Source organism: Streptomyces sp. GbtcB6 (genome assembly GCF_019091475.1).
Classification (GTDB): Bacteria; Actinomycetota; Actinomycetes; order Streptomycetales; family Streptomycetaceae; genus Streptomyces; species Streptomyces hyaluromycini.
Genome location: NZ_JAGXJL010000002.1, coordinates 1 through 25,480, shown reverse-complemented (window position 1 = coordinate 25,480; position 25,480 = coordinate 1). Strand labels below are relative to the sequence as shown.

25 protein-coding genes and 1 pseudogene are annotated in these 25,480 nt (G+C 72.3%); 11 read left to right on the top strand and 15 right to left on the bottom strand.

The annotated features are described in order from the left end of the window. Positions 1–31 precede the first annotated feature (31 nt). The 4 genes from KVT45_RS03100 to KVT45_RS03085 form a co-directional block, all read right to left on the bottom strand. Positions 32–1,297 (bottom strand): RNA polymerase sigma factor, encoded by a 1,266-nt coding sequence (locus KVT45_RS03100; RefSeq protein ID WP_217544903.1) that lies wholly within the window; start codon positions 1,295–1,297, stop codon positions 32–34. Beyond that, positions 1,294–1,635, bottom strand: a complete 342-nt coding sequence (locus tag KVT45_RS03095) for a YciI family protein (RefSeq protein WP_217544902.1) — start codon at positions 1,633–1,635, stop codon at positions 1,294–1,296. Before KVT45_RS03095 ends, KVT45_RS03100 begins: the two co-directional genes overlap by 4 nt. Then, on the bottom strand, positions 1,632–2,366 hold the full coding sequence (locus KVT45_RS03090; RefSeq protein WP_217544901.1) for a nuclear transport factor 2 family protein: 735 nt from the start codon (positions 2,364–2,366) through the stop codon (positions 1,632–1,634). Before KVT45_RS03090 ends, KVT45_RS03095 begins: the two co-directional genes overlap by 4 nt. 107 nt (positions 2,367–2,473) lie before the next feature. Then, positions 2,474–3,838 (bottom strand): FAD-binding protein, encoded by a 1,365-nt coding sequence (locus KVT45_RS03085; protein ID WP_308310628.1) that lies wholly within the window; start codon positions 3,836–3,838, stop codon positions 2,474–2,476. A gap of 185 nt (positions 3,839–4,023) precedes the next feature. Here KVT45_RS03085 and KVT45_RS03080 point away from each other — a divergent pair, with 185 nt between their 5' ends. The 8 genes from KVT45_RS03080 (at position 4,024) to hypE (ending at position 13,169) form a co-directional block, all read left to right on the top strand. Then, on the top strand, positions 4,024–5,250 hold the full coding sequence (locus KVT45_RS03080) for an acyltransferase family protein (RefSeq protein ID WP_217544899.1): 1,227 nt from the start codon (positions 4,024–4,026) through the stop codon (positions 5,248–5,250). 20 nt (positions 5,251–5,270) lie between these two features. After that, positions 5,271–6,965 carry an enoyl-CoA hydratase-related protein gene (locus tag KVT45_RS03075; RefSeq protein WP_217544898.1) on the top strand — a complete coding sequence of 565 codons (1,695 nt, stop codon included), beginning with the start codon at positions 5,271–5,273 and terminating at the stop codon, positions 6,963–6,965. Then, complete coding sequence (locus KVT45_RS03070) at positions 6,962–7,543, top strand: hydrogenase maturation protease (protein WP_217544897.1); 582 nt, start codon at positions 6,962–6,964, stop codon at positions 7,541–7,543. The genes KVT45_RS03075 and KVT45_RS03070 overlap by 4 nt, the downstream gene beginning before the upstream one ends. A 68-nt stretch (positions 7,544–7,611) precedes the next feature. Further along, positions 7,612–8,334 carry a hydrogenase nickel incorporation protein HypB gene (hypB, locus tag KVT45_RS03065; RefSeq protein ID WP_217544896.1) on the top strand — a complete coding sequence of 241 codons (723 nt, stop codon included), beginning with the start codon at positions 7,612–7,614 and terminating at the stop codon, positions 8,332–8,334. Beyond that, positions 8,331–10,694: a carbamoyltransferase HypF gene (gene hypF / locus KVT45_RS03060; RefSeq protein ID WP_217544895.1), complete on the top strand. Its 2,364-nt coding sequence runs from the start codon at positions 8,331–8,333 to the stop codon at positions 10,692–10,694. Before hypB ends, hypF begins: the two co-directional genes overlap by 4 nt. Before the next feature lie 3 nt (positions 10,695–10,697). Next, positions 10,698–10,988, top strand: a complete 291-nt coding sequence (locus tag KVT45_RS03055; RefSeq protein WP_217544894.1) for a HypC/HybG/HupF family hydrogenase formation chaperone — start codon at positions 10,698–10,700, stop codon at positions 10,986–10,988. After that, entirely contained in the window at positions 10,985–12,112 is a 1,128-nt protein-coding gene (hypD, locus tag KVT45_RS03050; RefSeq protein WP_217544893.1) for a hydrogenase formation protein HypD, read from the top strand. Before KVT45_RS03055 ends, hypD begins: the two co-directional genes overlap by 4 nt. Before the next feature lie 67 nt (positions 12,113–12,179). Then, complete coding sequence (hypE, locus tag KVT45_RS03045) at positions 12,180–13,169, top strand: hydrogenase expression/formation protein HypE (RefSeq protein ID WP_254646300.1); 990 nt, start codon at positions 12,180–12,182, stop codon at positions 13,167–13,169. 53 nt (positions 13,170–13,222) lie between these two features. Here hypE and hypA read toward each other — a convergent pair whose 3' ends face one another. From hypA to KVT45_RS02995, 10 genes are all read right to left on the bottom strand, one after another. After that, positions 13,223–13,561, bottom strand: a complete 339-nt coding sequence (gene hypA / locus KVT45_RS03040) for a hydrogenase maturation nickel metallochaperone HypA (RefSeq protein ID WP_217544892.1) — start codon at positions 13,559–13,561, stop codon at positions 13,223–13,225. A gap of 7 nt (positions 13,562–13,568) precedes the next feature. Continuing rightward, the gene (locus tag KVT45_RS03035; RefSeq protein WP_217545327.1) at positions 13,569–13,739 is read right to left on the bottom strand and encodes a hypothetical protein; all 171 of its coding nucleotides are present in this window, start codon (positions 13,737–13,739) and stop codon (positions 13,569–13,571) included. Between the two features lie 28 nt (positions 13,740–13,767). After that, positions 13,768–13,974, bottom strand: a complete 207-nt coding sequence (locus KVT45_RS03030) for a hypothetical protein (RefSeq protein WP_217544891.1) — start codon at positions 13,972–13,974, stop codon at positions 13,768–13,770. Between the two features lie 29 nt (positions 13,975–14,003). Beyond that, on the bottom strand, positions 14,004–14,612 hold the full coding sequence (locus tag KVT45_RS03025; RefSeq protein WP_217544890.1) for a DUF5947 family protein: 609 nt from the start codon (positions 14,610–14,612) through the stop codon (positions 14,004–14,006). Continuing rightward, positions 14,609–15,157 (bottom strand): NifU family protein, encoded by a 549-nt coding sequence (locus tag KVT45_RS03020; RefSeq protein ID WP_217544889.1) that lies wholly within the window; start codon positions 15,155–15,157, stop codon positions 14,609–14,611. The genes KVT45_RS03025 and KVT45_RS03020 overlap by 4 nt, the downstream gene beginning before the upstream one ends. After that, a complete protein-coding gene (locus KVT45_RS03015) occupies positions 15,150–16,940 on the bottom strand; it encodes a nickel-dependent hydrogenase large subunit (protein ID WP_217544888.1) in 1,791 nt (596 codons plus the stop codon). The genes KVT45_RS03020 and KVT45_RS03015 overlap by 8 nt, the downstream gene beginning before the upstream one ends. Before the next feature lie 56 nt (positions 16,941–16,996). Beyond that, the gene (locus KVT45_RS03010) at positions 16,997–18,091 is read right to left on the bottom strand and encodes a hydrogenase expression protein HypE (protein ID WP_217544887.1); all 1,095 of its coding nucleotides are present in this window, start codon (positions 18,089–18,091) and stop codon (positions 16,997–16,999) included. A 3-nt stretch (positions 18,092–18,094) separates the two neighbouring features. Then, entirely contained in the window at positions 18,095–19,564 is a 1,470-nt protein-coding gene (locus tag KVT45_RS03005; protein WP_254646297.1) for a hypothetical protein, read from the bottom strand. Positions 19,565–20,117: 553 nt separating this feature from the next. Then, positions 20,118–20,942: a maleylpyruvate isomerase family mycothiol-dependent enzyme gene (locus KVT45_RS03000; RefSeq protein ID WP_217545291.1), complete on the bottom strand. Its 825-nt coding sequence runs from the start codon at positions 20,940–20,942 to the stop codon at positions 20,118–20,120. A 69-nt stretch (positions 20,943–21,011) separates the two neighbouring features. After that, positions 21,012–21,500: a TetR/AcrR family transcriptional regulator gene (locus KVT45_RS02995; RefSeq protein ID WP_217545290.1), complete on the bottom strand. Its 489-nt coding sequence runs from the start codon at positions 21,498–21,500 to the stop codon at positions 21,012–21,014. 197 nt (positions 21,501–21,697) lie between these two features. On the opposite strand from KVT45_RS02995, the gene KVT45_RS02990 reads away from it, so the two are divergent. The 3 genes and pseudogenes from KVT45_RS02990 (at position 21,698) to KVT45_RS02980 (ending at position 24,684) form a co-directional block, all read left to right on the top strand. Further along, positions 21,698–23,146: an aldehyde dehydrogenase gene (locus KVT45_RS02990; protein ID WP_217544885.1), complete on the top strand. Its 1,449-nt coding sequence runs from the start codon at positions 21,698–21,700 to the stop codon at positions 23,144–23,146. A gap of 5 nt (positions 23,147–23,151) precedes the next feature. Further along, positions 23,152–23,823 (top strand): annotated as a pseudogene (locus KVT45_RS02985) (IS5 family transposase); the annotation flags it as partial. Continuing rightward, a protein-coding gene (locus KVT45_RS02980) for an IS5 family transposase (protein ID WP_217545289.1) occupies positions 23,810–24,684 on the top strand; the annotation gives its coding sequence in 2 pieces (ribosomal slippage) (positions 23,810–24,154 and positions 24,157–24,684; 873 coding nt in all). The pseudogene KVT45_RS02985 and the gene KVT45_RS02980, both read left to right, overlap by 14 nt. A 46-nt stretch (positions 24,685–24,730) precedes the next feature. On the opposite strand, the gene KVT45_RS02975 is transcribed toward KVT45_RS02980, so the two are convergent. Beyond that, positions 24,731–25,147 carry an ASCH domain-containing protein gene (locus tag KVT45_RS02975; protein ID WP_217544884.1) on the bottom strand — a complete coding sequence of 139 codons (417 nt, stop codon included), beginning with the start codon at positions 25,145–25,147 and terminating at the stop codon, positions 24,731–24,733. Positions 25,148–25,480 lie beyond the last annotated feature (333 nt).

Here is a 25,480-nt window from a genome sequence, read left to right as displayed (position 1 = left end):
AGTCGGGGCAACCCCCGGCCTGAGCCTGCGGTCAGCCCCCGGCACCGCGACACTCGATGAGCCGCCGCTCCAGGAACCTGCGTTCCGCCGTGTTCTCCACCAGCTCCAGTGCCCGCACGTATGCCTCGGCCGCCTCCCGCGTACGCCCCATGCGGCGCAGCAGGTCGGCGCGGGTCGCGGGCAGCAGGTGGTAGCCGGCCAGGTTGTCCTCCGCCTCCAGCTCCGCCACCAGGGCGAGCCCCGCCTCCCCGCCCTCGGCCATGCCCACGGCGACCGCGCGGTTCAGCCGGACCACGGCCGAGGGGACGTACCGCTGGAGTTCGCCGTAGAGGCCGGCGATGTCGGCCCAGTCGGTGTCGGCGGCTGCCGGCGCGGTGGTGTGACAGGCCGCGATGGCGGCCTGGATCTGGTAGGGGCCGGGGCGGCCCCGGCGCAGCGCGCCCTCCAGGAGCGCGGTGCCCTCGTCGATCTCGGCGCGGTCCCAGGCCGTGCGGTCCTGGTCCTCCAGGGTCACCAGGTCGCCGGCCGCGTCCACCCGGGTGTCCCGGCGGGCGTCGTGCAGCAGCAGAAGCGCGAGCAGCCCGACGACCTCCGGTTCGTCGGGCATCAGCCCGGCGAGCAGCCGGGCCAGCCGGATCGCCTCGGCGCACAGGCCGGTCCGCATCAGGTCGGCGCCGGCCGTGGCCGCGTACCCCTCGTTGAACAGCAGGTAGAGCACGCCGAGGACGCCCGTCGTGCGTTCGGGCAGCAGATGCGCGGGCGGCACCCGGTACGGGATGCCGGCGTTGCGGATCTTCCGCTTGGCCCGCACCAGCCGCTGTGCCATCGTCGCCTCGGGGACGAGGAAGGCGCGGGCGATCTCGGGCGTGGTCAGCCCGGCGAGGGTGCGCAGCGTGAGTGCGACCCGGGCCTCGATGGGCAGCGCGGGGTGGCAGCAGGTGAAGACCAGCCGCAGCCGGTCGTCCGCCACCCCGCTGTCGTCGCCCTCGTGGTCCGGGTCGTACGGTCCCTCGTCCCGTGCCGGCACCGCCGCCTCCCGCAGCTTCCGGGCCCCCACCGCTTCCCTGCGCAGCACGTCCAGGGCGCGGTTGCGGGCGGTCGTGGTCAGCCAGGCGCCGGGGCGGCCCGGCACGCCGTCGCGCCGCCACCGCTCCAGCGCCTGGGCGAAGGCGTCCTGCGCGCACTCCTCGGCGAGGTCCCAGTCGCCGGTCACCCGGATCAGGGTGGCGACGACCTGGGCCCACTCCGCGCGGAAGGCGGCGGCGACGGCCTCCGCGACCTCGTCCGTGGTGCTCACTCCCAGACCGGCCGTACCTCTACCGAGCCGCCGGCGAGCGTCGCGGGGTGCCGGGAGGCCAGCGCGATCGCCTCGTCGAGGTCGGCGACCTCGATGACGTCGAAGCCCGCGATGTACTCCTTGGTCTCGGCGAACGGCCCGTCGCTCAGCAGCACTTCGTCACCCTGGACCCGGACGGTCGTCGCGTCGGCGGCGGGCCGCAGCCGGGCACCGCCCCTGACGACGTCCCGGGTACGGACCTCGTGGAGGTACGAGGTGAAGCGCGGGTCCTCGGCGATCTCGGCGGGGCCGAGCTCCGCACCGCCCACAGGTGTGCAGATGAACATGACGTACTTCATGACGGCTTCGCCTCCAGGGGCACCGAGACGTGTTCATGGGCGATCAGCCAGCTGAAACCGGTGTCCCGGTAGCCGGTGGTCGCACGCACCACCCGGTCCAGGGGCTCCCCGGTCACACGGGTGCCGTGGATCCGGACGAGGGCGTGGCTGAAGGTGCTGCCCTCCCCGGGGCGCACGCGGAGTTCGAGCACCTCGCGGTGCACGGGCCCGCTCAGCGTCGCGAACCACGCCTCGACCGCCTTGCGCAGCGCGCCGATTCCCGACTGCACCTCTGCACCGGTGGGCCCGAAGACCTCCGCGTCGGGCGCGTAGCAGGCCGTCATCCGGTCGATGTCCCGGTCGCGGGCCGCCTCCGTCAGTTCGGCGTCGATCCGGCGGACGGCCGTCTCGGCGTCCTCCATGAGCCCCTCGTCCCAGAACGGGCGTACCTCCATGGCCCCGATCGTGGCCACCGGGTGCCCGGCGGCGACCCGCACGGCCTCCTCCAGGCTGTCGCAGTCGACGACGTCGAACCCGGCCACGTACTCCTTCGTCTCCGCGAACGGCCCGTCGGTCCGCAGCACCTCCCCGTCCCGCACCCGCACGGTGACCGCCCGGTCCGGCAGCTGCAGCCGGTGGCCGTACAACCGGACCCCGCGCCGGACACCGTGCTCCTCCACCCAGGGTTCGACCGGCGCCATCCCGGACGCGTCGGCGGTGTCGTCGCCGCAGACCAGCAACATGTACTTCATGGTTCCTCCCGGTCCTCAAGAGCTTCCTGTATCCCACCGACGAACGGAGCCGGCCGGAATCGACACCACGGCGGAACCCGATGCCGACGCTCCTGTCCGCTCCCGCCTCACGACGGTCCCCACAGGCCGTGCCCCCGGCCCAGGATGCCGTGCGGGTCGTGGACGCTCTTGGCCTCGGCGAGGGTGCTCCACTGGCTGCCGTAGTGCTCCCGCCAGTCGGCGGGGGACATCGGCAGCGCGTTCACCGGATAGGCGACGGCGCCCTTCGCCCGCGCGTACTCGTACGCCCTGCGGTTGGCGGCCACCATCGGGTCTGCCGTGCCGGGGGCCGCGGTGCGCAACAGGGCGAGCAGATGGACGACCTCACCGCGCGGACGGCGGAACAGCGGGGCCCGCAGGGTGCGGGTGAGCAGGGGGTAGAGCAGGACCAGGCCGCCCGCGCGCAGGTCCCGGTAGCCGGGGTCGGCGAGGATGCCGGTCACGACGGAAGCGGCGGTGTCCTCGGGGAGCAGCAGGTTCAGCCAGGGATGCGGGTGCAGCCACTCGCCGGTGGCGCGCAGGATCTCCTCGTCGGTGGCGACCCGGTTCGCGAACTCGGCGTATCCGAGGTCCGTGCTCTCCGACGTGGCGAAGGAGAGGTCACCGAGGAGGAGCCTGTCGTCGGGCGGGGTCGGCCCCTGGTGGGCGGCCACGGCCTCGACCATGTAGGTCCAGCCGCCAGCGGTGTCCTCGGCGGTGTCCTCGGCGGGGCGGGCCTGGCCTTCGAGGTGGTCGAAGCGCCGGTCCGTCGCCAGCAGGTGCTGGTCGGCCAGGTAGGTGTCGAGGTCGGGGTAGTACAGGCAGTAGCGGCGCACCAGGGCCGGTGCGGGGGACAGGCGCAGGGTGGCCCGGACGATGACGGCCACCTGCCCCAGGCCGGCCAGGACCGCGTGGAAGAGGGCGCCGTGGTGTTCCGGGGAGCAGACCAGGTGCTCGCCGGCCCCGGTCACCACCTCCAGCTCCAGCACCGAGTCCGCGACCAGGCCGTGCCGGTGACTGGCGCCGCCCAGCCCGCCCACGCTCAGCACACCGCCGACACCGGCACCGAGGTAGTCGGTGAGCACGGGCGGGGCGAGCCCGTACGGCAGGGTCGCCGCGAGCACGTCCCGCCACAGCGCCCCCGCCCGGACCTCCACCCGGTCCCCGGCCACCGGCCCGACCGCGCTCAGCTCGCGCAGGTCGAGGACGAACCCGCCGCGGGCCTGGCCCTGGCCGTACATCGAGTGACCGCCGGCCCGCGCCGCCACCGGGATCCCGCGCGGCCCGGCATACGCCAGCGCGTCCCTGACCTCGGCCGCCGACCGGGGCCGCAGCACGCCCAGCGGCGGTGCGCTCACCAGGTGGCCGAAGTCCTCCGCGGCTTCCCGCAGGGTCTCCGGGCGGGTGTCCAGCAGTTCTGAAAATCGTGCGGAGACACGGTCCGACGACGTCACGCGGCACGCTCCAAAGAGGCATCGGTCGACACGGGCGGAACCATCTTCGTGCCGAGGCGCATCGAACGGATCTCGTTTCCCCCTTTGCATTCGAACAGCATGACGGGTTTACTCCGCTGGAATCCGGAGAGCAGCGTGACCGGAGTCCCCCCCGCCCCCCGGGCCCCCGTCGCTCTGCGGAGCGCATGTCGTACGAGAGGTGTTCTGGTCTGTCCGGCTTCCGCGAAACAGCAACCGCAGTCGACAAGTCGCCCGCTCCCGCGCCCGCCGCGGACCGCGCACCGGTCCCGCCGCCCCGTCCGGGCCCGGCCGACCGCAGCGGTCCACCGGCCGCACGCCGCGACGCCTACTTCGACAACGCGAAGTACCTGGCGATCGTGCTGGTGGCCGTGGGGCACGCCTGGGAGCCGCTGCGCTCGGACAGCCGTACCGTCACCGCGCTCTACACGTTCGTGTACGCCTTCCACATGCCGGCGTTCATCGTCGTCTCCGGCTACTTCTCCCGCAGCTTCGACGCGAGCCCGGCCCGGATCCGGCGGCTGGTCACCGGGGTCGCCGTGCCCTACGTGGTGTTCGAGGTCGCCTACACCCTCTTCACCCGCTGGAGCGACCACGCCCCGGACCGCGAGATCAGCCTGCTGGACCCGCTGTATCTGACCTGGTTCCTGGCGGCCCTGTTCATCTGGCGGCTGACCACGCCGGTCTGGCGGCTGCTGCGGTGGCCGCTGCCCGTCGCGCTCGCGATCGCCATGCTCGCGAGCCTGTCGTCGTCCATCGGCAGCGACCTCGACCTGCAGCGGGTCCTGCAGTTCCTGCCGTACTTCGTGCTCGGCCTGTGCCTGCGGCCGGAGCACTTCGGTCTGCTGCGCCGCTGGAGCGTGCGCCTCTGCGCCGTCCCCGTCGTCGGCTGCGCGCTCGCCGTGGCCTACTGGTCGGTGCCCCACCTGGGCTACCGCTGGTTCTTCCACCGGGACAGCGCCGAGCAGCTCGGCGTGCCCGCCTGGTACGGGCCCGTCATGACCCTCGCCACCTTCGGCTGCTCCCTGGTGCTGGCCGCCTGCTTCCTCGCCTGGGTCCCGGGCCGCCGCACCTGGTTCACCGCCCTCGGTGCGGGCACGCTGTACGGCTATCTGCTGCACGGCTTCGTCGCACAGGGCGCCAAGCCCGCCCACTGGTACGCCCCGGCCTGGATGCACGGCCCGCTGGGCGCGCTGACCGCCACCCTCGTCGCCGCCGTGGTGGTGAGCCTGTTGTGCACAGCGCCGGTGCGCCGGGCCTTCCGGTGTGTGATGGAGCCCAGGATGGAGTGGGCGTTCCGGGCGCGGGAGGGGCGCCCGGCACGGGCAGGGGAGGGCCGCCCGGCGCAGGACGGCCGGCGAAACGCCGCACGGGTCCTTTCCGGGAGCCGCTGAAGCGGCAAATATGCCGCACCATGGACATTCTGCTCGTCGCAAGCGCGTTCAACAGCCTGTCCCAGCGGGTCTACGCCGAACTGTCCGACCTCGGCCACCGGGTGGACGTCGTCCTCGCCGGCCACGGCCCCGACGCCGTCCGCCGCGCCGTACGGGACCGGCGCCCGGAGATGATCATCGCGCCGATGCTGAAGACGGCACTCCCCGAGGACGTCTGGCAGCGGCACACCTGCCTGATCGTCCATCCGGGACCGCTCGGCGACCGGGGCCCCTCCTCCCTCGACTGGGCCATCGCCGGCCGGGCGGCCGAGTGGGGGGTGACCGTGCTCCAGGCCGAGGCGGCCATGGACGCGGGCGCGGTCTGGGCGAGCGAGCCGTTCCCGGTGGCGCCGGTCGGCAAGAGCGACCTCTACCGCAACGAGGCCGCCGACGCCGCCCTCACCGCCGTCCACCGGGCCGTACGACGGTACGCGGACGGCTCGTACAAACCGCGTCCGCAGAGCGATCCCGCCATCCGCGGGCAGGTCGTCTGGCGTGACGTCTTCCGGCAGCGGCGGCGGTGGATCGACTGGGCGAAAGACGACACCGCGACGGTGCTGCGCAAGCTGCGCGGGGCCGACTCGCAGCCCGGGGTGCTGGACGAACTCCTCGGCCGTGAGGTGTTCCTGCACGGCGGCCACCCCGAGGACCGACTGCGCGGAGCACCCGGTGAGCTGCTCGCGACCCGGGCGGGCGCGGTCTGCCGGGCCACCCGCGACGGCGCCGTCTGGATCCCGGAACTGCGCCCCCGCAAGAACTCCGGCGACCCGGCCCCCTTCCGCCGCCCCGCCACCGACGTCCTGGCCCGCCCCGCCACCGACGGCCTCGCCACCCCGGCCCTCCCCGAGAGCCCCGCCCCGCTCGAACTGCCCGCGGACCGCCGCACCTGGACCGACATCCGCTACCGGCAGCTCGGCGACGTCGGCCTCGTCGGCTTCTCCTTCCCCGGCGGGGCGATGAGCACCGACCACTGCCGGCGCCTGCTCGCCGCCTACCGGTACGCCCTGGACCGGCCCACCCGGGTCCTGGTGCTCGGCGGCCGGCGCGACTTCTTCTCCAACGGCATCCACCTCAACGTCATCGAGGCCGCCGCGGACCCCGCCGAGGAGTCCCGGGCCAACCTCGACGCCATGGACGACCTGGTCGAGGCCGTGCTGCGGACCACCGACCGGCTCGTCGTGGCCGCGCTCGGCGGCAACGCGGCGGCCGGCGGTGCCATGCTCGCCCTCGCCGCCGACGAGGTCTGGTGCCGGGCCGGTGCCGTCCTCAACCCGCACTACCGGCGGATGGGCCTGTACGGCTCGGAGTTCTGGACGTACTCGCTGCCGCGCCGCGCCGGCGCGGACACCGCCCGGCGGCTGACGGAGCAGGCCCGGCCGGTGAGCGCCGCGACAGCCGCCCGGACCGGGCTCGTCGACCGGCTGCTGCCGGTCCCCGCGCAGGGCTTCACCGCCGAGGTCGAACGAGTGGCGGCCGAGCTCGCGCGCACTCCGGATCTCCACCGCCGGATCGCCGCCAAGGCCGCGGCGCGCCGGGCCGACGAGGAGGAACGGCCGCTCGCCGAGTACCGCAGGGACGAACTCGCCCGGATGCACGCCGTGTTCTTCGACCCGGGCGCCGCCTACCACTCCCTGCGCTCCGACTTCGTCCGCAAGGTCCCGGGCGGTGCCCGGTGACGCGGCTGCTGGTGGCGGGCGTCGGCAACATCTTCCTCGGCGACGACGCCTTCGGCCCGGAGGTGATCCGCGCCCTGGACGCGCGTCCGCTGCCACCCGAGGCGCGGGTCCGGGACTACGGCATCCGGGGCATGGACCTCGCCTACACCCTGCTCGACGGCTGGTCGGTGGTCGTGCTCGTGGACACGGCCGCACGCGGCGAGCACCCCGGCACCCTGTCCCTCGTCGAGCCCGAACCCCCCGACGGCCGCCCGGCGGCCCCGCCCGAGGCGCACGGTATGGACCCGGCGAAGGTGCTCGCGCTCGCCGCCCACCTCGGCGAGGAGGCCCTGCCCCGCGTCCTCGTGCTCGCCTGCGAGCCCGGGGAGCTGCCGCGCGGCGACGAGGACATCGCCCCCGGACTGAGCGCACCCGTCCGGGACGCGGTCGGACGGGCCGTCGCCGCCCTGCACCGCCTGGTCCCGGCGCTGCTCGCCGATCCCCTGGTCACGCCTGCGTTGGACCGCCCGGAGGAATCCACGGCCGCCGCCGCGGCCGGTCGCCCGCTGACAGCCGCCACCGGCGCGGAGGATCGCTAGCGGACCAGGACGCGGACCCACCCGCCCCGCAGGTCCTTCCCACCACCTCAGCGATCGAGGAGCGCCCCATGTGTCAGTCTGAGGAGGTCACCCGGGCCGTCCTGGCCCGGAACGACGGCCTGGCCGCGAGCCTGCGCAGCGACCTGGCCGCACGCGGGGTGGGCGTGGTGAACCTGCTCTCCAGCCCCGGCAGCGGCAAGACCGAACTGCTCGGCCGGGTGCTGGCCCGGGCGGGGGAGCGGGGCGTCCCCGTCGCCGCCTTCACCGCCGACCTCGCCACCGAGAACGACGCGAAACGCCTGGCCCGTTCGGGAGCGCCGGTGAAGCAGCTGCTCACCGACGGGCTGTGCCATCTGGAGGCCCGGCAGGTCCGCGGCCATCTGGAGGGCTGGCTGCCGCCGGACACCGCGCTGCTGTTCGTGGAGAACGTCGGCAACCTGGTCTGCCCGGCCTCCTACGACCTCGGCGAGCACTTGCGGATCGTGCTGATGGCGGTGACCGAGGGCGAGGACAAGCCCTCGAAGTACCCCACCGCCTTCGGCTCCGCGCACCTGGTCGTGCTCACCAAGACCGACCTCGCCGGGCCGGCCGGCTTCGACGAGACCGCCTTCGCCGAGCACGTGCGGCGGGTCAACCCCGGGGTGGAGATCATCCGCTCCTGCGCCCGCACCGGGGAGGGCGTCGACACGGTCCTCGACCGGGTGCTCGCCGTACGGGACGGCGCCCCCGTGCACACGCCACCCCTCGCCCCGCACCCGCACGGTCACGTCCACGCTCCCACCGCCTCGTGACGGCGCCCGCCACGACGGCTGCCGTCCGCCGGCGCATCACCGTGCGCGGGACCGTACAGGGCGTGGGCTTCCGCCCGTACGTCCACCGCCTGGCCGCCGAACTCGCGCTCACCGGGTTCGTCGGCAACACGGCGAGCGGGGTGCTCATCGAGGTCGAGGGGGCGGCGGCCGGCGTCGCACGGTTCTGCGAGCGGCTGGGCGGCGAGCCGCCACCGCTGGCCACCGTGACCGCCGTGGGTATCGAGGAGGTACCGGTCACCGGGGCGGAGCCCGGCTTCACCATCCGCGCCACCGAGCAGTCGGCCCCGGGCCGCACCCTCCTCCCGCCCGACACCGCCACCTGCCCCGAGTGCCTGCGCGAACTGGCCGATCCGGCCGACCGCCGGCACCGCCACCCCTTCATCACCTGCACCCACTGCGGACCCCGCTTCACCATCGCCACCGGAATGCCGTACGACCGCGCGGTCACCACGATGTCCGGCTTCCCCATGTGTCCCGCCTGCGCCCACGAGTACGACGCCCCGGCCGACCGCCGCTTCCACGCCCAGCCCGTGGCCTGCCCGGACTGCGGTCCCCGGCTGCGGCTGGTGCCCGCCGCGGGCAGCGGAGTGAGAGGCGCTCGCGACGGTGATGCCCTCTCACGGGCACGAGAGCTTCTCGCCGGCGGGCAGATCGTCGCCGTGAAGGGCATCGGCGGCTACCACCTGGCCTGCGACGCCTCCCATGCCCGGGCCGTCGACACCCTGCGCACCCGCAAGGCGCGGGGCGACAAGCCGTTCGCTGTGATGTGCGCGGACCTCGGCGAGGCGGAGCGGATCGGCGAGATCGGGACGGCCGAGCGGACCGCGCTCACCAACCCCCGGCGCCCCATCGTCCTCCTCCGCCCCCGCCCCGCCGCCCGGCTCGCGCCCGGCGTCTGCCCCGGCAGCCCGCACCTCGGCGTGCTGCTGCCCTACACCCCCGTCCACACCCTGCTGTTCGGCCTCCCCGGCGACCCGCCCGGCCCCCGCGTCCTGGTCATGACCAGCGGCAACCGCTCGGGCGAACCGATCGTCACGGACGACAACGAGGCGCTGACCCGGCTGTTCGGACTGGCCGACGCCTGGCTCGCCCACGACCGGCCCATCGCCTCCCCGTGCGACGACTCCCTGCTGCGGGTCCGCGCCGACGGCACCGAGCAGGTCCTGCGCCGCTCCCGGGGATACGCGCCGCGCCCGCTGCGCCTGCCGGTCCCGGTGCGGCCCGCGCTCGCGGTCGGCGGCGACCTCAAGAACGCGCTGTGCGTCGGCGAGGGCGACCTGGCCTGGTTCGGGCCGCACATCGGCGACATGGGCGACCTGGCCACCCTGGAGGCGGCCGTCAGGGCGGAACGGCACGTGTACCGGCTGACCGGGGTCCGCCCCGAACTCGTCGCCGCCGACCGCCACCCGGGCTACCACTCGGCCGCCTGGGCCCGCCGACGGGCCACCCGACTCGCCCTGGGCAAGCCGGTGTTCGTCCAGCACCACCACGCCCACATCGCCTCCGCCATGGCCCAGGCGGGCCTCGACGGCACCACACCCGTCATCGGCGTCGCCTTCGACGGCACCGGCTACGGCGACGACGCCACCGTCTGGGGCGGCGAGGTGCTCGTCTCCGACTACACCGGCTACCGGCGCCTCGCCCACCTCGCCCCGGCCCCGCTGCCCGGCGGGGACGCGGGCGTCGCCAACCCGTGCCGGACCGCACTGGCCCGGCTCTGGGCGGCCGGACTGCCCTGGGACCCCGACCTGCCCAGTGTCGCCGCCTGCTCCCGCGAGGAACTCAGGCTGCTGGCACGGCAGTTGCCGAGCCAGGTCGGCTGTGTCGCCACCTCCAGCATGGGCCGCCTCTTCGACGCCGTGTCGTCCCTCGCGGGCGTGTGCCACCGCGCCGGGTACGAGGCCCAGGCCGCCCTGGAGCTGGAGGCGCAGGCCTGCCAGGCCTGGGGCGAGGAGACGGCCGCCTACCCCTTCGGCGACCGCTTCGACCCGGCCCCCGCCCTGCGTGCGATCATCGCCGACCTGCGGCGCGGCACGCCCGTTCCGGTGATCGCGGCCCGCTTCCACCGAGGGGTCGCCCGAGCCGTTCTGGACCTGTGCCGCGGCGCGCGCCGGGCCACCGGACTGACCACCGTCGCCCTCACCGGAGGCGTGTTCGCCAACGCGCTCCTCGAAGACGCGAGCACGGACCTGCTGCACGGCGCCGGATTCACGGTCCTGCGGCACGGCGAAGTCCCGCCGAACGACGGCGGACTGGCCCTCGGGCAACTGGTGGTCGCGGCCCACCGGCGACGACCCGACGACGACCGACGTACCGCAGCCAGCGACGAGACGGAGTGACCCATGTGTTTGGCAGTGCCCGGAAGAGTCGTGAGCATCGACGACACCGCCGATCCGCTCACCGGCCTGATCGACTTCGGCGGGGTGCAGAAGCAGGCGTGTCTGGAGTACGTGTCGGACGTCAAGGTCGGCGAGTACGTCATCGTCCATGTGGGCTTCGCCCTGCAGCGACTTGACGAGGAGTCGGCCCTGGCCTCCCTCAGGCTCTTCGAGGAACTGGGGCTCCTGGAGGAGGAGTTCGGCGACGCCTGGCAGCAGGCGGCCCAGCAGTCCGAGGGGAGCGAGACCCGGTGAAGTACCTCGACGAGTTCAACGACCCCCAGCTGGCCCGCCGGCTGCTGGACGAGATCCGGGCCACCGCCACCCGGCCCTGGGCCCTGATGGAGGTGTGCGGCGGCCAGACCCACTCGATCATCCGGCACGGCATCGACCAACTCCTCCCGGATGAGGTGGAGTTGATCCACGGACCGGGCTGCCCGGTCTGTGTCACCCCGCTGGAGTGCATCGACAAGGCACTGGAGATCGCCGCCCGCCCCGACGTGATCTTCTGCTCCTTCGGCGACATGCTCCGGGTCCCCGGCACCGACCGGGACCTGTTCCGGGTCAAGGGCGCGGGCGGGGACGTCCGCGTGGTCTATTCACCGCTCGACGCGCTCCAGCTGGCCCGGCGCCACCCCGACAAGCAGGTGGTGTTCTTCGCCATCGGCTTCGAGACCACCGCCCCCGCCAACGCCATGGCCGTCCACCAGGCCAAGCGCCTCGGCCTGGCCAACTTCACCCTCCTGGTCTCCCATGTCCGGGTCCCCCCGGCCATCGAGGCCATCATGACCGCCCCCGCCTGCCGGGTGCAGGGCTTCCTGGCCGCCGGGCACGTGTGCAGCGTGATGGGCATGGCCGAGTACCCCGAACTCGCCGCACGGCACCGGGTCCCCATCGTCGTCACCGGCTTCGAACCGCTCGACATCCTGGAGGGCATCCGCCGCACGGTCGGCCAACTGGAGCGCGGCGAGCACCGGGTGGAGAACGCCTACGCCCGCGCCGTGCGCGCCGACGGCAACCCGGCCGCCATCCGCATGATCGAGGAGGTCTTCGAGGTCACCGACCGGGCCTGGCGCGGCATCGGCCGCATCCCCGGCAGCGGCTGGCGGCTGAGCGAGGCCTACCGCGCGTTCGACGCCGAGCACCGCTTCGACGTCACCGGCATCCGCACCGAGGAGCCCGCCGAGTGCCGCGCCGGCGAAGTCCTGCAGGGGCTCATCAAACCCACCGACTGCGCGGCCTTCGGCACCAGCTGCACCCCACGCACCCCGCTCGGCGCCACCATGGTCTCCAGCGAGGGCGCCTGCGCCGCCTACTACCTCTACCGCCGGATGTCCGAACCGGCCCTCCCGCGCGAGGAGATGAACCCCGTTGGCTGAGCAGACCGTCGTCGACCCCGCGAACTGGAGCTGCCCGGCGCCGATCCGCGACCAGCCGGTCGTGGTCATGGGCCACGGCGGAGGCGGCGCCCTCTCCGCCGAACTCATCGAGCAGATCTTCGCCCCCGCCTACGGCAACGCCCTCCTTGCAGGGATGACCGACTCCGCCGTCCTCCACCTCGGCGGCGCCCGCCTGGCGTTCTCCACCGACTCCTACGTCGTACGGCCGCTGTTCTTCCCCGGCGGCTGCCTCGGCGACCTCGCCGTCAACGGCACCGTCAACGACCTGGCGATGAGCGGCGCCCGCCCCGCCTACCTCTCCGCCGCCTTCGTCCTGGAGGAGGGTGTCGAGCTGACCGTCGTCGAACGCATCGCGCGGGCCATGGGCGCGGCCGCCGAGACGGCCGGTGTCACGATCGCCACCGGCGACACCAAGGTGGTCGAGAGCGGCCACGGGGACGGGGTGTACGTCACCACCGCCGGCGTCGGCCTCGTCCCCGAGCGCGTCGACATCCGGCCGCAGCGCGCCCGGCCCGGCGACGCCGTCATCGTCAGCGGGCCGATCGGGCTGCACGGTGTCGCCGTGCTCAGCGTGCGCGAGGGGCTGGAGTTCGGCGTCGAGATCGCCAGCGACACCGCGCCGCTGGCCGACCTGGTCGCGACCATGCTGGACGTCACCCCCGACATCCACGTCCTGCGCGACCCGACCCGCGGCGGCCTGGCCGCGTCGCTGAACGAGATCGCCCGCGCCTCGGGAACCGGGGTACGGCTGGCCGAGCGCGCGATCCCGGTACCGGACGCGGTCGCCAACGCCTGCGGTTTCCTCGGTCTGGACCCGCTGTACGTCGCCAACGAGGGGCGGCTCGTCGCCTTCGTCCCGCCGACGGAGGCCGAGGCCGTACTCGCGGCGATGCGCGCCCATCCGCAGGGGACGGGCGCGGTGGTCATCGGCCAGTGCGTGACCGAGCACCCCGGCATGGTGGTGGTGGCGACCGGCCTGGGCGGCACCCGGGTCGTCGATCTTCCGCTGGGGGAGCAACTGCCCCGTATCTGTTGACGACAGGACGACGACCCCGGCGGCGGCCCGGGCCTTCCGTGGCACCGGCGGGGTCACTCGACCTCGGTGATCTCCAGTTCCCGGCCGCTGCGCAGCTCGGTGGAGGGACGGTCGCAGCGCGGGCACCAGAAGAACGGCGGCATGCCCACCGCGAACTCCTCGGCGCACGGCCCGCACCAGGCCCGCGCGGTCACCTGCTCGACCACGAGCCGGGCACCGGCGAGGGCGGTGCCGTCGCGGGCCACCTCGAAGGCGAAGTCCAGGGCGTCGGGGACGACCCCGGACAGTTCGCCGACCCGGACGGTCACCGCGGAGACGTTGTCCGCGCCGTCCGCCCGGGCCCACTCGTCGGCCTGCTCCACGATCGCGGTCGCGATCGACAGTTCGTGCACGACCGGCTCACGGATACCGGTGACCGGCGCGCAGCCCGCCGGCGATCCGCCAGATCCTCATCTCGCGCATCAAGCTGGGGATCTCGGTGACGAACAGCGCCAGGAGCAGCGCGCCCACCACGGCGACCTCGGCGGTCAGGACGCGTTGGGCCGCCGTTCCGGCTCTCTTGCGTTGCATCTTCATAGGGGGCACTCCCTGTTCTGTGTCATCCGGGTGGGATGTTCGGCATGACGTCCAGCAGCACGTCGTGCCGCTTCCAGTGGATCCCGGTCGAGCGCCGCGCGTCGGCGGTGCCGTCCTGGTGGTGTCCCGTCTGGGCGGTGTTCGGCCCCCGGTTGCCCTGGTGCATGCCGGGCACGTGGGACGGTGTGTCGGGCCGGGCCTGGGCTCGGCCGACTCTGATGCTGCCCATGGGGTTTCTCCTTCCTGTGTTGCCGTTCCTCAAGGCCGCTCGGTGAGCTCCTCGAAGAAACGCTCCACGGCCGGCCACATCCGGCCGCCGCCGGACAGGCCGCGCCACTCCCGGCGGACCACGGCGAGCATGCGGAAGCAGTCGTCGACCGGGACGATCCAGTGGTGGTCCAGGCCGTGCACGGTGTTGACCAGCAGCGCCTCGACGTCGGGGGGCATGCCGGCCAGGGGCGGGCAGCCGACGACCGCACGCTGCCAGGCCGCCGCCTCCACCTCCCAGCGCATGGCCCCCGCCGGGCTCGGCCCCTCGGCGGTGACCGAGCCGTCGGCGCGCGGCACGAAGAAGACCAGGCCGACCGGGACCCCGAGGGCCGCGGTGTCGACCTTCGGGAGGCGGACCCGGCGGGTGGGGATCAGCCGGAACTGGCCGTCGCCCGCGCCGATGCCCTGCCGGGTGTCGGCGAACAGCACCGAGCAGGCACGGCAGGCACAGCGGACCTCGGCCTGCCCGGTGTCGTACAGATGCGGATGGTCCCCGGCCAGCGGCTCGGCGCACAGGTCGCACACCTCCGCCCCGGCCGCCGGCTGCCGGTCGGCCGAGGAACGGATGAGGCGGGCCAGGGCTCCGTCGGTTGTCACCGGGCCTCCTGCGGCCGGCGCAGGGAGTCCAGGGGCACGAAGGCGGGCGCCGGGGCCTCGGGCACCGGCTGCACGTCGGCCAGCTCGGGAGCCGCGGCGAGCACCGCCTCCCGGACGGCGTCGGTCACCTCAGTGGTATCTCCGCCGCACCCCGAGCCGCAACCGCCGCCCGTGGCCAGCCGCACCCGGCCCACCTCGCCCTCCACACCGGCCCACTCGACGTCACCGCCGCGCTCCTGGACGGCGGGGCGCAGCCGCTCGACCGCGCGGGCGGCCCGCAGCTCGGGCGGGTCGGGATGGATGTCGTGCAGGACGAGCAGGTGGTCGAGGAGCTCGTCGTCGGCGAGCTGCCGGACGGCCGCCGGGTCCGCGTGGTCGAGGACACGGGCGAGCGCCTCGCCGTAGACCTCGGTCAGCAGCCGCACCGCCTCGACGGCCGAACCGCCGGTCGGGCCGGGAGCGGACTCCAGGCTCTCCAGCAGCGCGTCGAGCCGGGCCAGCCGGGCCTCGACCGCAGGGCTGTCGAGCCGTCCGGCGTCAGCCATGATTCGCCCCGTACGTCGGCGAGTGCGTGACGGTCAGCGTCTTGCCCTTGCCCGTGTACATGTGGACACCGCACGGCAGACAGGGGTCGAAGCTGCGGACCGTACGCATGATGTCGACGCCCTTGAAGTCGTCCGGGCCGTTCTCCTCGAAGATCGGCTGGCCCATCACGGCGTCCTCGTACGGACCCGGGGTGCCGAACTTGTCGCGGGGGCTGGCGTTCCACGGGGTCGGCGGGTACGGGTGGTAGTTGGCGATCTTCTTGTCCTTGATCACCAGGTGGTGCGAGAGTACCCCGCGCACGGCCTCGTGGAAGCCGCAGCCGATCGCTTCGTCCGGCACCTCGAAGTCCTCGAACACCTTGGTGTCGCCGGACCGGACCAGCCCCATCGCCTCGTCCAGGAACTGCAGGGCCATGGCGGCCGCGTAGGCCACGAAGTACGGCCGGGCGCGGTCGCGTTCGAGGGTGTTGGACCACTTCGGGATCTTCCACTCCAGCGTGGTCTCCGGCAGGGACTCGCCCTTGGGCAGCGAGATCCGCACGCTGTGGCCGGTGGCCTTGATGTACGGCGTGTCGACGATGCCGTTCAGCGCGGTCGACCAGAGCCGGGCCAGCGGGCCGCCGCCGGTGTCCAGGGCGAGGTGGTCGCCGGTGCGCTGGTCGAACCAGCGCGGGCTCATCACCCAGCTGTAGTTGCCCTCGAAGTCCCGCTTCTGCGGCACCGGGAGGGTGGTCTGGTTCCACGGGTGCCGTATGTCGACGGGGTTGCCGAGCGGGTCGTGGGTGACGAACGGGTCCTCGTTGACCCAGTCCTCGTAGAACGAGCTGCCCAGCATGATCCGCAGGCCCAGGTTGATGTCGACCAGGTTGTTGGTGACCAGCTCGCCGTCGACCACGATGCCCGGGGTGACGTACATCGCCTTGCCCCAGCGGTTCATGTTCTCGTACTTGTAGTCGACGACCTTCGGGTCCTGCCAGGCGCCCCAGCAGCCGAGCATGATACGGCGCTTGCCGACCTCCTCGTAGCCGGGCAGCGCCTCGTAGAAGAAGTCGAAGACGTCGTCGTTCATGGCGACGGCCTTCTTCACGAAGTCGATGACGTGCATCAGCCGGCTGAGGTAGTCGGTGAACGCGGTCGGCGACGGCATGGTGCCGACACCGCCCGGATACAGCGTGGAGGGGTGGACGTGCCGGCCCTCCATCAGGCAGAACATCTCACGGGTGGTCCGGGAGACCTTGAGGGCCTCCTTGTAGACCTCGCCCTCGAAGGGGTTGAAGGCCTTCATGATGTCCGCGATGGTCCGGTAGCCGTGAATGTCACCGCGCGGCGCGTTGGTCTTCTGCGCGCGGGCCAGGACGCTCGGGTTGGTGGCCTTGACCATCTGCTCGCAGAAGTCCACGAAGACCAGGTTGTCCTGGAAGATCGTGTGGTCGAACATGTACTCGGCCGCTTCGCCGAGGTTGACGATGTGCTCGGCCAGCGGCGGCGGCTTCACGCCGTACGCCATCTGCTGGGCGTAGTCGGAGCAGGTGGTGTGGTTGTCGCCGCAGATGCCGCAGATGCGGGAGGTGATGAACCCGGCGTCGCGCGGGTCCTTCCCCTTCATGAAGACGGAGTAGCCGCGGAAGAGGGAGGAGGTGCTGTGACACTCCACCACCTCCTTGTTGGCGAAGTCGATCTTCGTGTAGATGCCCAGGTTTCCGATGATCCGGGTGATCGGATCCCAGGACATGTCCACGATCTGCGCGGGCTTGCGCCCTTTCTGCCGGGCCTCTGTTGTCATCAGCGTCGCTGACCTTTGCTGTGGGGGGACTTGGGGGTCGGGAGGGCGCCGGTGTGTCAGGGGCGCCAGCGCGGGGCGTAGCCGCTGGTGAGCTTGCGCTTGTTGTGGCGCCACTTCGGCTCGTGGTTGACCAGCTCGTTGGTGAAGCCGCGCAGCCTGCGGATGACCGCCCCGTACGGCTTGATCGCGAGCGACGAGAGGGTGCCGCCGGGCGGCTCGTCCATGAACGGCATGAACGCGTCCGGGAAGCCCGGCATGGTGCAGCCGATGCAGATACCGCCGACGTTCGGACAGCCGCCGATGCCGGCCATCCAGCCCCGCTTGGGCACGTTGCAGTTCACGACCGGACCCCAGCAGCCCGTCTTGACCAGGCACTTGGGCGAGTTGTAGTCCGTCGCGAAGGACGCCTGCTCGTAGTACGAGCCCCGGTCGCAGCCCTCGTGCACCGTGCGCCCGAACAGCCACTGCGGCCGCAGCATGTGGTCCAGCGGCGGCGGGGGAGCGGTGCCGGCGGCGTGGTAGAGCACCCAGACCAGGGTCTCCATGAAGTTCTCCGGCTGGACCGGGCAGCCCGGGATGTTCACCACCGGCAGCCCGCCCTGCGACTTGAAGTCCCAGCCGAGGTAGTCCGCGAGGCCCATGGCGCCGGTCGGGTTGCCGGCCATCGCGTGGATGCCGCCGAAGGTGGCACAGGTGCCGACGGCCACCACCGCCCAGGCCCTGGGCGCCAGTTCGTCGATCCAGTTGTTGAGGGTCTGCGGCTGGCCGGTCTCCGGGTCGTTGCCGAAGGACGTCCAGTAGCCGTCGCCCTCGATGATGTTCTGGTTCGGGATCGATCCCTCGATGACGAGGATGAACGGCTCCAGTTCGCCCCGCGCGGCCGCCCGGTACGGCGCGAGGAAGTCCTCGCCGCCCAGGCTCGGCGAGAGCACCTTGTTGACCAGGTTGACCTTCGGTATCCCCGGGATCAGGCCCAGGACCAGGTCCTCGATGGAGGGCTGGTCGGCGGCCGTCACGGAGACGGTGTCGCCGTCGCAGCTCATGCCCTCGGAGATCCAGAGGATGGTGATCTCGTCGAACCCCTGGTGCTCGCCGTCGGCTCGGCCGGGTTCGCCGCCGACGGCCGTGGTGCCGTTCTTGCTGGTGCTCATGTGCTAGGCCTCCGATGGAGTGGGTCCCGGGGACGGCTCGGCAGCCGTCGCTGGATCCGGGACGTCGGTGCCCCCGAGCGGCTCGACTTCGTCGGGCCGGAAGTAGTGGAAACGGCCGTACCAGCCGTGCAGTTCGGCCGCCGGATCGTCGTCCACGGTGACGGCGAGATGGGTGCTGCCGTCCACGTCGTGGAAGACGGCGGCCACGGTCGCGGTCCGGCCGGCCAGGAACATGTCCTGGGCGTCGGCACCCCTGCCCCGCGGGCACAGCCGCACCGGACTGCCACCACCGACCCGCACACCGCCGACCAGGACGGTGTCGGTCGCCGGGGAGATCCCGTCATCGCCGCCCTCCTGCCACCAGACGGGACGTTCGGCGAGGGAGCTTGTGCCGGCGGGGTGTGCGGCGAGGGTGAACTGGCCGGTGGAGCCGTCCCCGACCGACGCTTCGCTGATCGGGTTGAGTGAGCGGATGGCGCCGTGCAGCCGTTCGAAGACCTCCGGTGGCATGGTGTCGACCCGGTCGAGGATCTCGGCGGCCCGCGGGTCGGTGGCCCGGGCCTCCCGCTTCTCCTCCTCCGTCAGCAGCATGGTGCGCAGGGTCAGGATCTCGTCGATCTCACCGGCGTCGTGCAGGTCACCCGGGCTCTCCGGCGCCACCTGCGGATGGTCGGGGAGGATGATCGGCGAGGAGAGCAGCAGGGCGGACACCGAGCCGTCCGCGGGGGCGGTGGCCGGGGGAGTGCCGCCGAGCACCGGGAAGGTGAAGTCGTTGCGGCAGTTCCGGGCGGCCTCCTGGAGGGCCGGGCCCGGGTCGATCAGGGAGACGAACTCCGCGCCCTCGACGCCGAGGAGGGTGTGGGTCGCGATGAGCGCGTGCCGCAGGGCCCGGTCGCGCGGGGCGTGCGGATCTCCCACGTGCCCCTCGTTGGCGGTGCGCACCCGGAGCCGGAAGAGCCCTTCGCCGAGCCGCTCGGCCACGAGGACGGTACTCGCCCGCACTTCCTCCCGGCGCCGTACCACCCGCCCGGCGCCGGAGGACAGCTCCTCCGTGTCGGCGCCGGCCGGGGAACCCACCGGAAACCTGTGCTCGCCCTCGTCCAGCGCGATGGTGAGGTCTGCCTCGCGCGCCACCGCTTCCTCGAAGGTCAGCTGCACGGTCCCGTCCTCGCAGCTCAGCGACTCGACCGGCCGCCCGTCGCCGTCCTCGACCTGCTTGTGCTGCACGTGCAGATACCGCACCCGCAGCCGTACGACCGCATCCGGCCGGCGCACCCGCAGCAGGCACTCCGTCTGCTGGTACCAGGAGTCCGCCGAACCCGACACACCCGGTCTGACCGGACCGTCGGCCTCCACCCAGTCCCGGGGCAAGAGGACCCCGAACTGCCAGCGGGCACGATTCTTCGGCGAGGACCGCCGATAGGGGTAGAGGAGGTAACCCTCGTAGAGCACGGCATCGGCGACGGCACTCATCTGTTCGAAGGTCGGTGCGGGGCGGCCGGAACCGTCCACCAGGGCAGTGCGGGGCGCTCTGCCGTCGACCAGTCCCTCGGCCATGCAGCCTCCTCGGATCCGTGCGCGCGCCCATACCTTCCACCACGGTCACACCGGTCACGCCCGCTCGCCTCTTCTGGCCGAGCGGCGTTAGGCCGGTCGGGGGTGGGGGTGGTGGTGCATGCGCGTACGCCGGTTCAGCGGGCGGAGCGCCGACCCGGTCTGGCGGAAGCGGCCCGCTTGAGCGGGCCCCGAAGGAGGCTCTGGAAGGGGACTTCGACGACGGCGCCGGTGCTCGGGGCCACCCGGATCAGGCCCGTGTACGGCAGGTTCTCCGGCTCGGCCGACTGAGGAGCCGACCGACGAGCGTGCAACCGCCGGCGGACCAGGCGCACCCCGACTCCCCGGGGCTCAGCGGCATGTCCCGGTCGCCCTTCCCGCATCCCTTGCGCCGCACGGCCGTTCGAGGGGCGCAGCCCTAGGACCTGCCGGGCGGCGGCCTTTCGAACATCTCCGCCGTGTTTGGGCGTGGTCAGGGGGCGACGAAAAGGGCGGGGAAGCGAGGTCCGAGCCAGGGCTTGCGGCCGAAGGCGAGCACCTGACCCCGGGCCATCGCCAGCCAGGGGTTGCGGCGGCCGAGGGCGATGAGCAGGAAGGCGACCGGATCGATGAGGATCGTGCAGTCGGGGCGGTCGCGCGGTTCCGGTGCCACCTGTACGGCACCGTCGGCGAGGGTGACGCCGAAGGCACTGTCGCCACCGCGCAGCCGGATCGTGTAGCGGGCGGTCAGGCCGGCGGTGGCCGAGCCGTCGGCCACGGTCGGCATCACCGAGAGCATGAACGGCATGCACCACGCGACCCGTTCGGCGTCGATCATGTGCGGGCGCCGCAGCGCACGCGCGAGGTCGTAGCCGTGGCCCAGCATGTGGGTGAGCAGATAGGAGGCGAGGACGGACCGGTCCATCGGGCCGAGCGGGGTCACCGGCGCCGGGCCGTCGGCCGTCGCGGCCAGCGCGTCGGCGCAGCGCTCCGCCTGCTCGGCGATCATCGCCGCGAGCGGCGCCGCCCGGCGTTCCCCGAACGCGGCCAGCGACTCGGCGTTGGCCGCCGCCAGGCTCTGCGGCGTGCCGTCCCCGTACGGGCGCTCCCGGCCCTGGGCGAGGTCGGCCATCAGCTCGTTGGCCAGCGCCAGATGCGCCGCCGCCTCGCCGACCGTCCACTGCGATCCCGGTACGGCGCCACCTGTGTCGGAAACGCCGTCGAGCACGGCCGTGATGTCGGCGGCGGTCTGCCGTATCGCCTGCCCGAGCCCTGCGGGCAGCGCCCCTCGGACGTCCTGCCGTGCCGCCTGATCCACGCTGGTCACCCCTGTTCTGTCGCGCGGTACCCAATCAGACGCACGGGCGCACCACAACCCCCGCGGCGATCACCGCGCCCCGAGCCCGCGCAGAAAGGTGTCGACGACCGTGTCGGCGGCCTGGGCGGCGGTGAGCTCGGGCAACTGCTGCGACGCCAGATGCATGAGCTGCGGCAGCAGTGAACTCGCCCAGGCGAGGGGCAGGTCGTCGCGGAGCAGCCCCTCGTCGGCGGCCCGCCGCAGGGAGTCGTCGACGTCCCGGACCAGGGCGTCGCGACGCTCCCGGATCGCGTCGTCGGCCCGCAGCCGGGTGAGCTCCACGGGCCACCTGCGATTGACGCCGATGATCTCCTCGACGTACCGGTGCAGTGCCACGGCGACGGGGGCCTCCCGCAGCCTGGCGTGCTCGACGGCCCGCTCGACCGCGTCGTACCGGGCCTCGTAGATGGCCGCCAGCAGCTCCTCGCGAGACGCGAACCGCCGGTAGACGGTGCGCCGGTCGACGCCGGCCTCGGCGGCGATCGCGGCGATGCTCGCGCCCGGGTCGGCGGCGAGCATACGGGCCCCGGTCGTCAGAACGGCTTCCAGATTGCGTGCTGCGTCAGCTCTCACGCACGGAGCATAGCCGGAGATGTGGCACCTACCACACCTACCGACTCAGCCATGAGCTGGAGTGAACTGCAAGTGCTATTTTGATGTGACAGATAGCGGATGGATGGCAAACCCGATTCGCTCCGATCCTCGGGAGAGGGCACATGATCACTTACGACCGTCTCTACATCGCGGGCTCCTGGACGGCGCCCAGCGACCCGGAACTGCTCGACATTCGCTCGCCGCACGACCAGGCCGTCATCGGCCGTGCCGCCCAGGCCCGGCCCGCCGACGTCGACCGAGCCGTTGCCGCCGCCAGGGCCGCCTTCGACGAGGGCCCCTGGCCGCGGACCAGCCCGGCGGAGCGCATCGCTGCCGTACGGCGGCTGAACGCCCTCCGTGAGGCCGACGCCGAGAAGATCGCCGACCTGATCTCGGCCGAGAACGGCTCGGCCCGCTGGTTCACCGGGGCCGGCCAGCCGGGGCTCACCCGGCAGGCCGAGGCCTACCTCAGGGCGGCCGAGGGGTTCGGCTGGGAGGAGATGCTGGAGTCCGCCGCCGCGGTCCGGACCGTGGTGCGCCGCGAGCCGGTCGGCGTCGTGGCCGCCGTCATCCCCTGGAACTCCCCGTTCTCGGCGGCCCTGGCGAAGATCATCCCGGCGCTGCTGGCCGGGAACACGGTCGTCCTGAAGCTGTCGCCGGAGAACTCGCTGAGCATGGGGCTGCTCGCGGAGCTGCTGGAGCGGACCGGCCTGCCGGAAGGCGTGATCAGCGTGCTCCCCGCCGACCGGGGGACCAGTGAATACCTCGTTTCGCACCGTGACATCGACAAGATCGCGTTCACCGGCTCGACCCTGGCCGGCCGCAGGATCGCAGCCATCGCGGGCGAGCAGTTGAAGCGGGTCAGCCTGGAGCTGGGCGGCAAGTCGGCCGCGATCATCCTGCCGGACGCCGACGTCGACCGGGCGGTGCAGGGGCTGAAGTTCGCCTCCCTCCTCAACAACGGCGAGGCGTGCATCGCGCAGACCCGCGTCCTCGCGCAGCGCGGCCGGTACGAAGAGGTCGTCACCGCCCTCAAGGACCTCGTGGAGTCGCTCAAGGTCGGCGACCCTGCCGACCCCGACACCTTCATCGGCCCGATGGTCCGCCGGGACCAGCAGCAGCGGGTGCGCGACTACATCGAACTCGGCATCAAGGAGGGCGCCCGGCTCGTGACCGGCGGCCCCCAGGTCCCGCCGGGGCTGGAGAACGGCAACTACGTCACCCCGACCGTGTTCGCCGACGTCGACAACTCCCTGCGGATCGCCCAGGAGGAGATCTTCGGCCCGGTCCTCGTGGTCATCGCCTACGACGACGAGGACGACGCCGTGCGGATCGCCAACGACTCCGAGTACGGCCTCTCGGGGGGCGTGTGGTCAGCCGACGAGACCCACGCCCTCGAAGTGGCCCGCCGACTTCGCACCGGCACGGTCACCGTCAACGGCGCACCCGTCTCCTTCGACGGCCCGTTCGGCGGCCACAAGGCCAGCGGCATCGGCCGCGAGTACGGCACGGCGGGACTGTCCCAGTACGTCGAGTACAAGACCGTCACACTGGCGGCATCCGGGGCCTGACCTGCGACCGCACGGGCATCCCCTGGCGCTACCTGTCCCACGACTTCCCGCCTCACCAGAGCGTCTACGGCTACTGCGCCCTCTGGGAAGCCGACGGCATCTTCGACCAGCTCACCGGCCTGTTACGCGGCAAAGTCCGCCAGGCCGAGGGCCGCACCGGCGAACCCGGCGCCTGCCTGATCGACAGCCAGAGCATCAAAACCTCCGCCACCGTCCACCTGGCCGGCCAAGGCATCGACCCGGCCAAGAAAATCATCGGCCGCAAACGGCACAGCGTCACCTACACGCTCGGCCTCCTGCTCGCCGTGACCGTCACCGCCGCCAGCGCCCACGACTCCGCCGCCGGCACCCAACTCCTGACCCGAGTCCGCGACCGCCACCCCGCCATCACCAAAGCCTGGGCCGACAACGGCCACAAAACCAAAGCAGTGGAACAAGCCGCCCACCTCGGCATCGACCTCGAAATCATCCAACGCGCCCCCACCATCCGCGGCTTCCACGTCCAGCCCCGCCGCCGGGTCATCGAACGCACCCTCGGCTGGCTCATGCACCACCACCGCCGCCTCGCCCGCGACTACGAAACCCACCCCCTCCGATCGGCCACCATGATCCAACTAGGGCCTGTTGCGAAAGTGGATCAAGGTCGTGCGATGGTCGCCGATCGTGCTGCGTGGTGATCTGACGAACGGTCAGTGGGCGCGGTTCGAACCGTTGTTGCCGACGGGCAAGAAGCCGGGCCGGCCGCCGACGTGGACGCGTCGGCAGCTGGTCGACGGCATACGGTGGCGGACCAGGACCGGTGCGCCGTGGCGGGATCTCCCCAAGCGGTACGGGCCGTGGGACCGGGCCTACGACCTCTTCCGACGGTGGCAGCGCGACGGCACGTGGAAGCGGATATTCGAGCAACTGCAGGCCGAGGCCGACACGAAGGGCCTGATCACCTGGGACGTCAGCGTGGACTCCACGATTGCCCGTGCCCACCAGCACGCCGCCGGGGCTCGCAAAAGGGGGATCTGCAGAAGGAGCCTCCCGGCGGCGTCGACACCGAGCCCGACGACCACGGTCTCGGACGCTCGCGTGGCGGACTGACCACCAAGCTGCACCTCGCGGTCGAGCAGGGACAGAAGCCGCTGTCCCTGCTCGTCACCGCTGGCCAGAGGCACGACAGTCCGCACTTCCAGCCCGTACTGGAAGGCATCCGGGTGCCCCGCATCGGCCCGGGTCGACCTCGCACCAGGCCAGACAAGGTCCGCGCCGATAAGGCGTACGGCTCTCGCGCGAACCGCGCCTACCTGCGCAGACGGGGCGTCCCCTGCACGATCCCGGAGAAGTCCGACCAGGTCCGCAACCGCAAGAAACTCGGCTCGCGAGGCGGCCGACCGCCCAAGTTCGACAAGGCCGACTACAAAGAGCGCCACGCGGTGGAATGCGGGATCAACCGGCTGAAGCGCCACCGAGCCGTGGCCACGCGATATGACAAGCTCGCCGTCCGCTATAAGGCAACAGTGCTGGTCGCAGCCATCAACGAGTGGCTATGACCAACAGCCCTCCCGGACTCTCAACGTGTCGGATACCGGTCGCCGATCACACGGGCTCGACCACTCGGAAGCGTTCGGCAACAACGAGAGTGTCGTCGTCAATGAGGGGGGTGCGACCCAAGAACTCGCTCACGCCATCGCTCCGGAAGAACTCTTCGTGGGCTGCCCGCCACTGGGGAACATCGGAGTAGCCACGCCCCTCGGCTCGCGCGAAGTCATCGTCGATTTCCTTCATGGGAACGACCCGTACATCGAGGAGCTCGATCGTGACGGCCGGATGACCCCCGGAGTCGAGCACCGAGAACCGCTGGCCGGTCTGCGGCACCGCCTCTCCGGCGTGCTCGTAGATCTCCACAAGGCCCGTGAGCGCGGTTTTCTGACCGCTCAGGATCGCCGCCACGCCACGGTCACGTTCCGGTCCGGGAAAGGCGAGTTCAAGAGTCGGAAGATCCTCATGTCCCATCGGAAGATGGTACGAAGCCCGTTCCCGTTGATCAATGGTCATCGCCGCGTTGACCCCAGTACCCACAGCAAGCACTTTCACAACAGGCCCTAGCCGCCATCAACCTCATGACCCGCCGCCTCACCCACGAAGCCACCGCCAACTGGCGCGACACCTAAGCCAGATGAAACAGACGACCGCGAATCAAACGCTCACTAGGTCAAGCCCGGCGCCCGCCGCCGGTCACTCGCCCCGGGGCGGGTGCCAGTCCACCGGCGGCGGCAGCGTGCCCTGCGCGATTATGTTCGCGTAGACGCTCTCCAGCGCCTGGCTGAGCGGCCCGACAAGCTCGCG

Excerpts from the sequence above, each read along its gene's own strand:
- KVT45_RS03015 (WP_217544888.1), bottom strand. The coding sequence starts at position 16,940 with ATGACAACAGAGGCCCGGCAGAAAGGGCGCAAGCCCGCGCAGATCGTG.
- hypB (WP_217544896.1), top strand. The coding sequence starts at position 7,612 with ATGTGTCAGTCTGAGGAGGTCACCCGGGCCGTCCTGGCCCGGAACGAC.
- KVT45_RS03020 (WP_217544889.1), bottom strand. The coding sequence starts at position 15,157 with ATGGCTGACGCCGGACGGCTCGACAGCCCTGCGGTCGAGGCCCGGCTG.
- KVT45_RS03035 (WP_217545327.1), bottom strand. The coding sequence starts at position 13,739 with ATGCAACGCAAGAGAGCCGGAACGGCGGCCCAACGCGTCCTGACCGCC.
- KVT45_RS02975 (WP_217544884.1), bottom strand. The coding sequence starts at position 25,147 with ATGGGACATGAGGATCTTCCGACTCTTGAACTCGCCTTTCCCGGACCG.
- KVT45_RS03095 (WP_217544902.1), bottom strand. The coding sequence starts at position 1,635 with ATGAAGTACGTCATGTTCATCTGCACACCTGTGGGCGGTGCGGAGCTC.
- KVT45_RS03030 (WP_217544891.1), bottom strand. The coding sequence starts at position 13,974 with ATGGGCAGCATCAGAGTCGGCCGAGCCCAGGCCCGGCCCGACACACCG.
- hypE (WP_254646300.1), top strand. The coding sequence starts at position 12,180 with ATGGGCCACGGCGGAGGCGGCGCCCTCTCCGCCGAACTCATCGAGCAG.
- KVT45_RS03005 (WP_254646297.1), bottom strand. The coding sequence starts at position 19,564 with ATGAGTGCCGTCGCCGATGCCGTGCTCTACGAGGGTTACCTCCTCTAC.
- KVT45_RS03080 (WP_217544899.1), top strand. The coding sequence starts at position 4,024 with ATGTCGTACGAGAGGTGTTCTGGTCTGTCCGGCTTCCGCGAAACAGCA.
- KVT45_RS02990 (WP_217544885.1), top strand. The coding sequence starts at position 21,698 with ATGATCACTTACGACCGTCTCTACATCGCGGGCTCCTGGACGGCGCCC.
- KVT45_RS03010 (WP_217544887.1), bottom strand. The coding sequence starts at position 18,091 with ATGAGCACCAGCAAGAACGGCACCACGGCCGTCGGCGGCGAACCCGGC.
- KVT45_RS02995 (WP_217545290.1), bottom strand. The coding sequence starts at position 21,500 with ATGCTCGCCGCCGACCCGGGCGCGAGCATCGCCGCGATCGCCGCCGAG.
- KVT45_RS03090 (WP_217544901.1), bottom strand. The coding sequence starts at position 2,366 with ATGAAGTACATGTTGCTGGTCTGCGGCGACGACACCGCCGACGCGTCC.
- KVT45_RS03075 (WP_217544898.1), top strand. The coding sequence starts at position 5,271 with ATGGACATTCTGCTCGTCGCAAGCGCGTTCAACAGCCTGTCCCAGCGG.
- KVT45_RS03055 (WP_217544894.1), top strand. The coding sequence starts at position 10,698 with ATGTGTTTGGCAGTGCCCGGAAGAGTCGTGAGCATCGACGACACCGCC.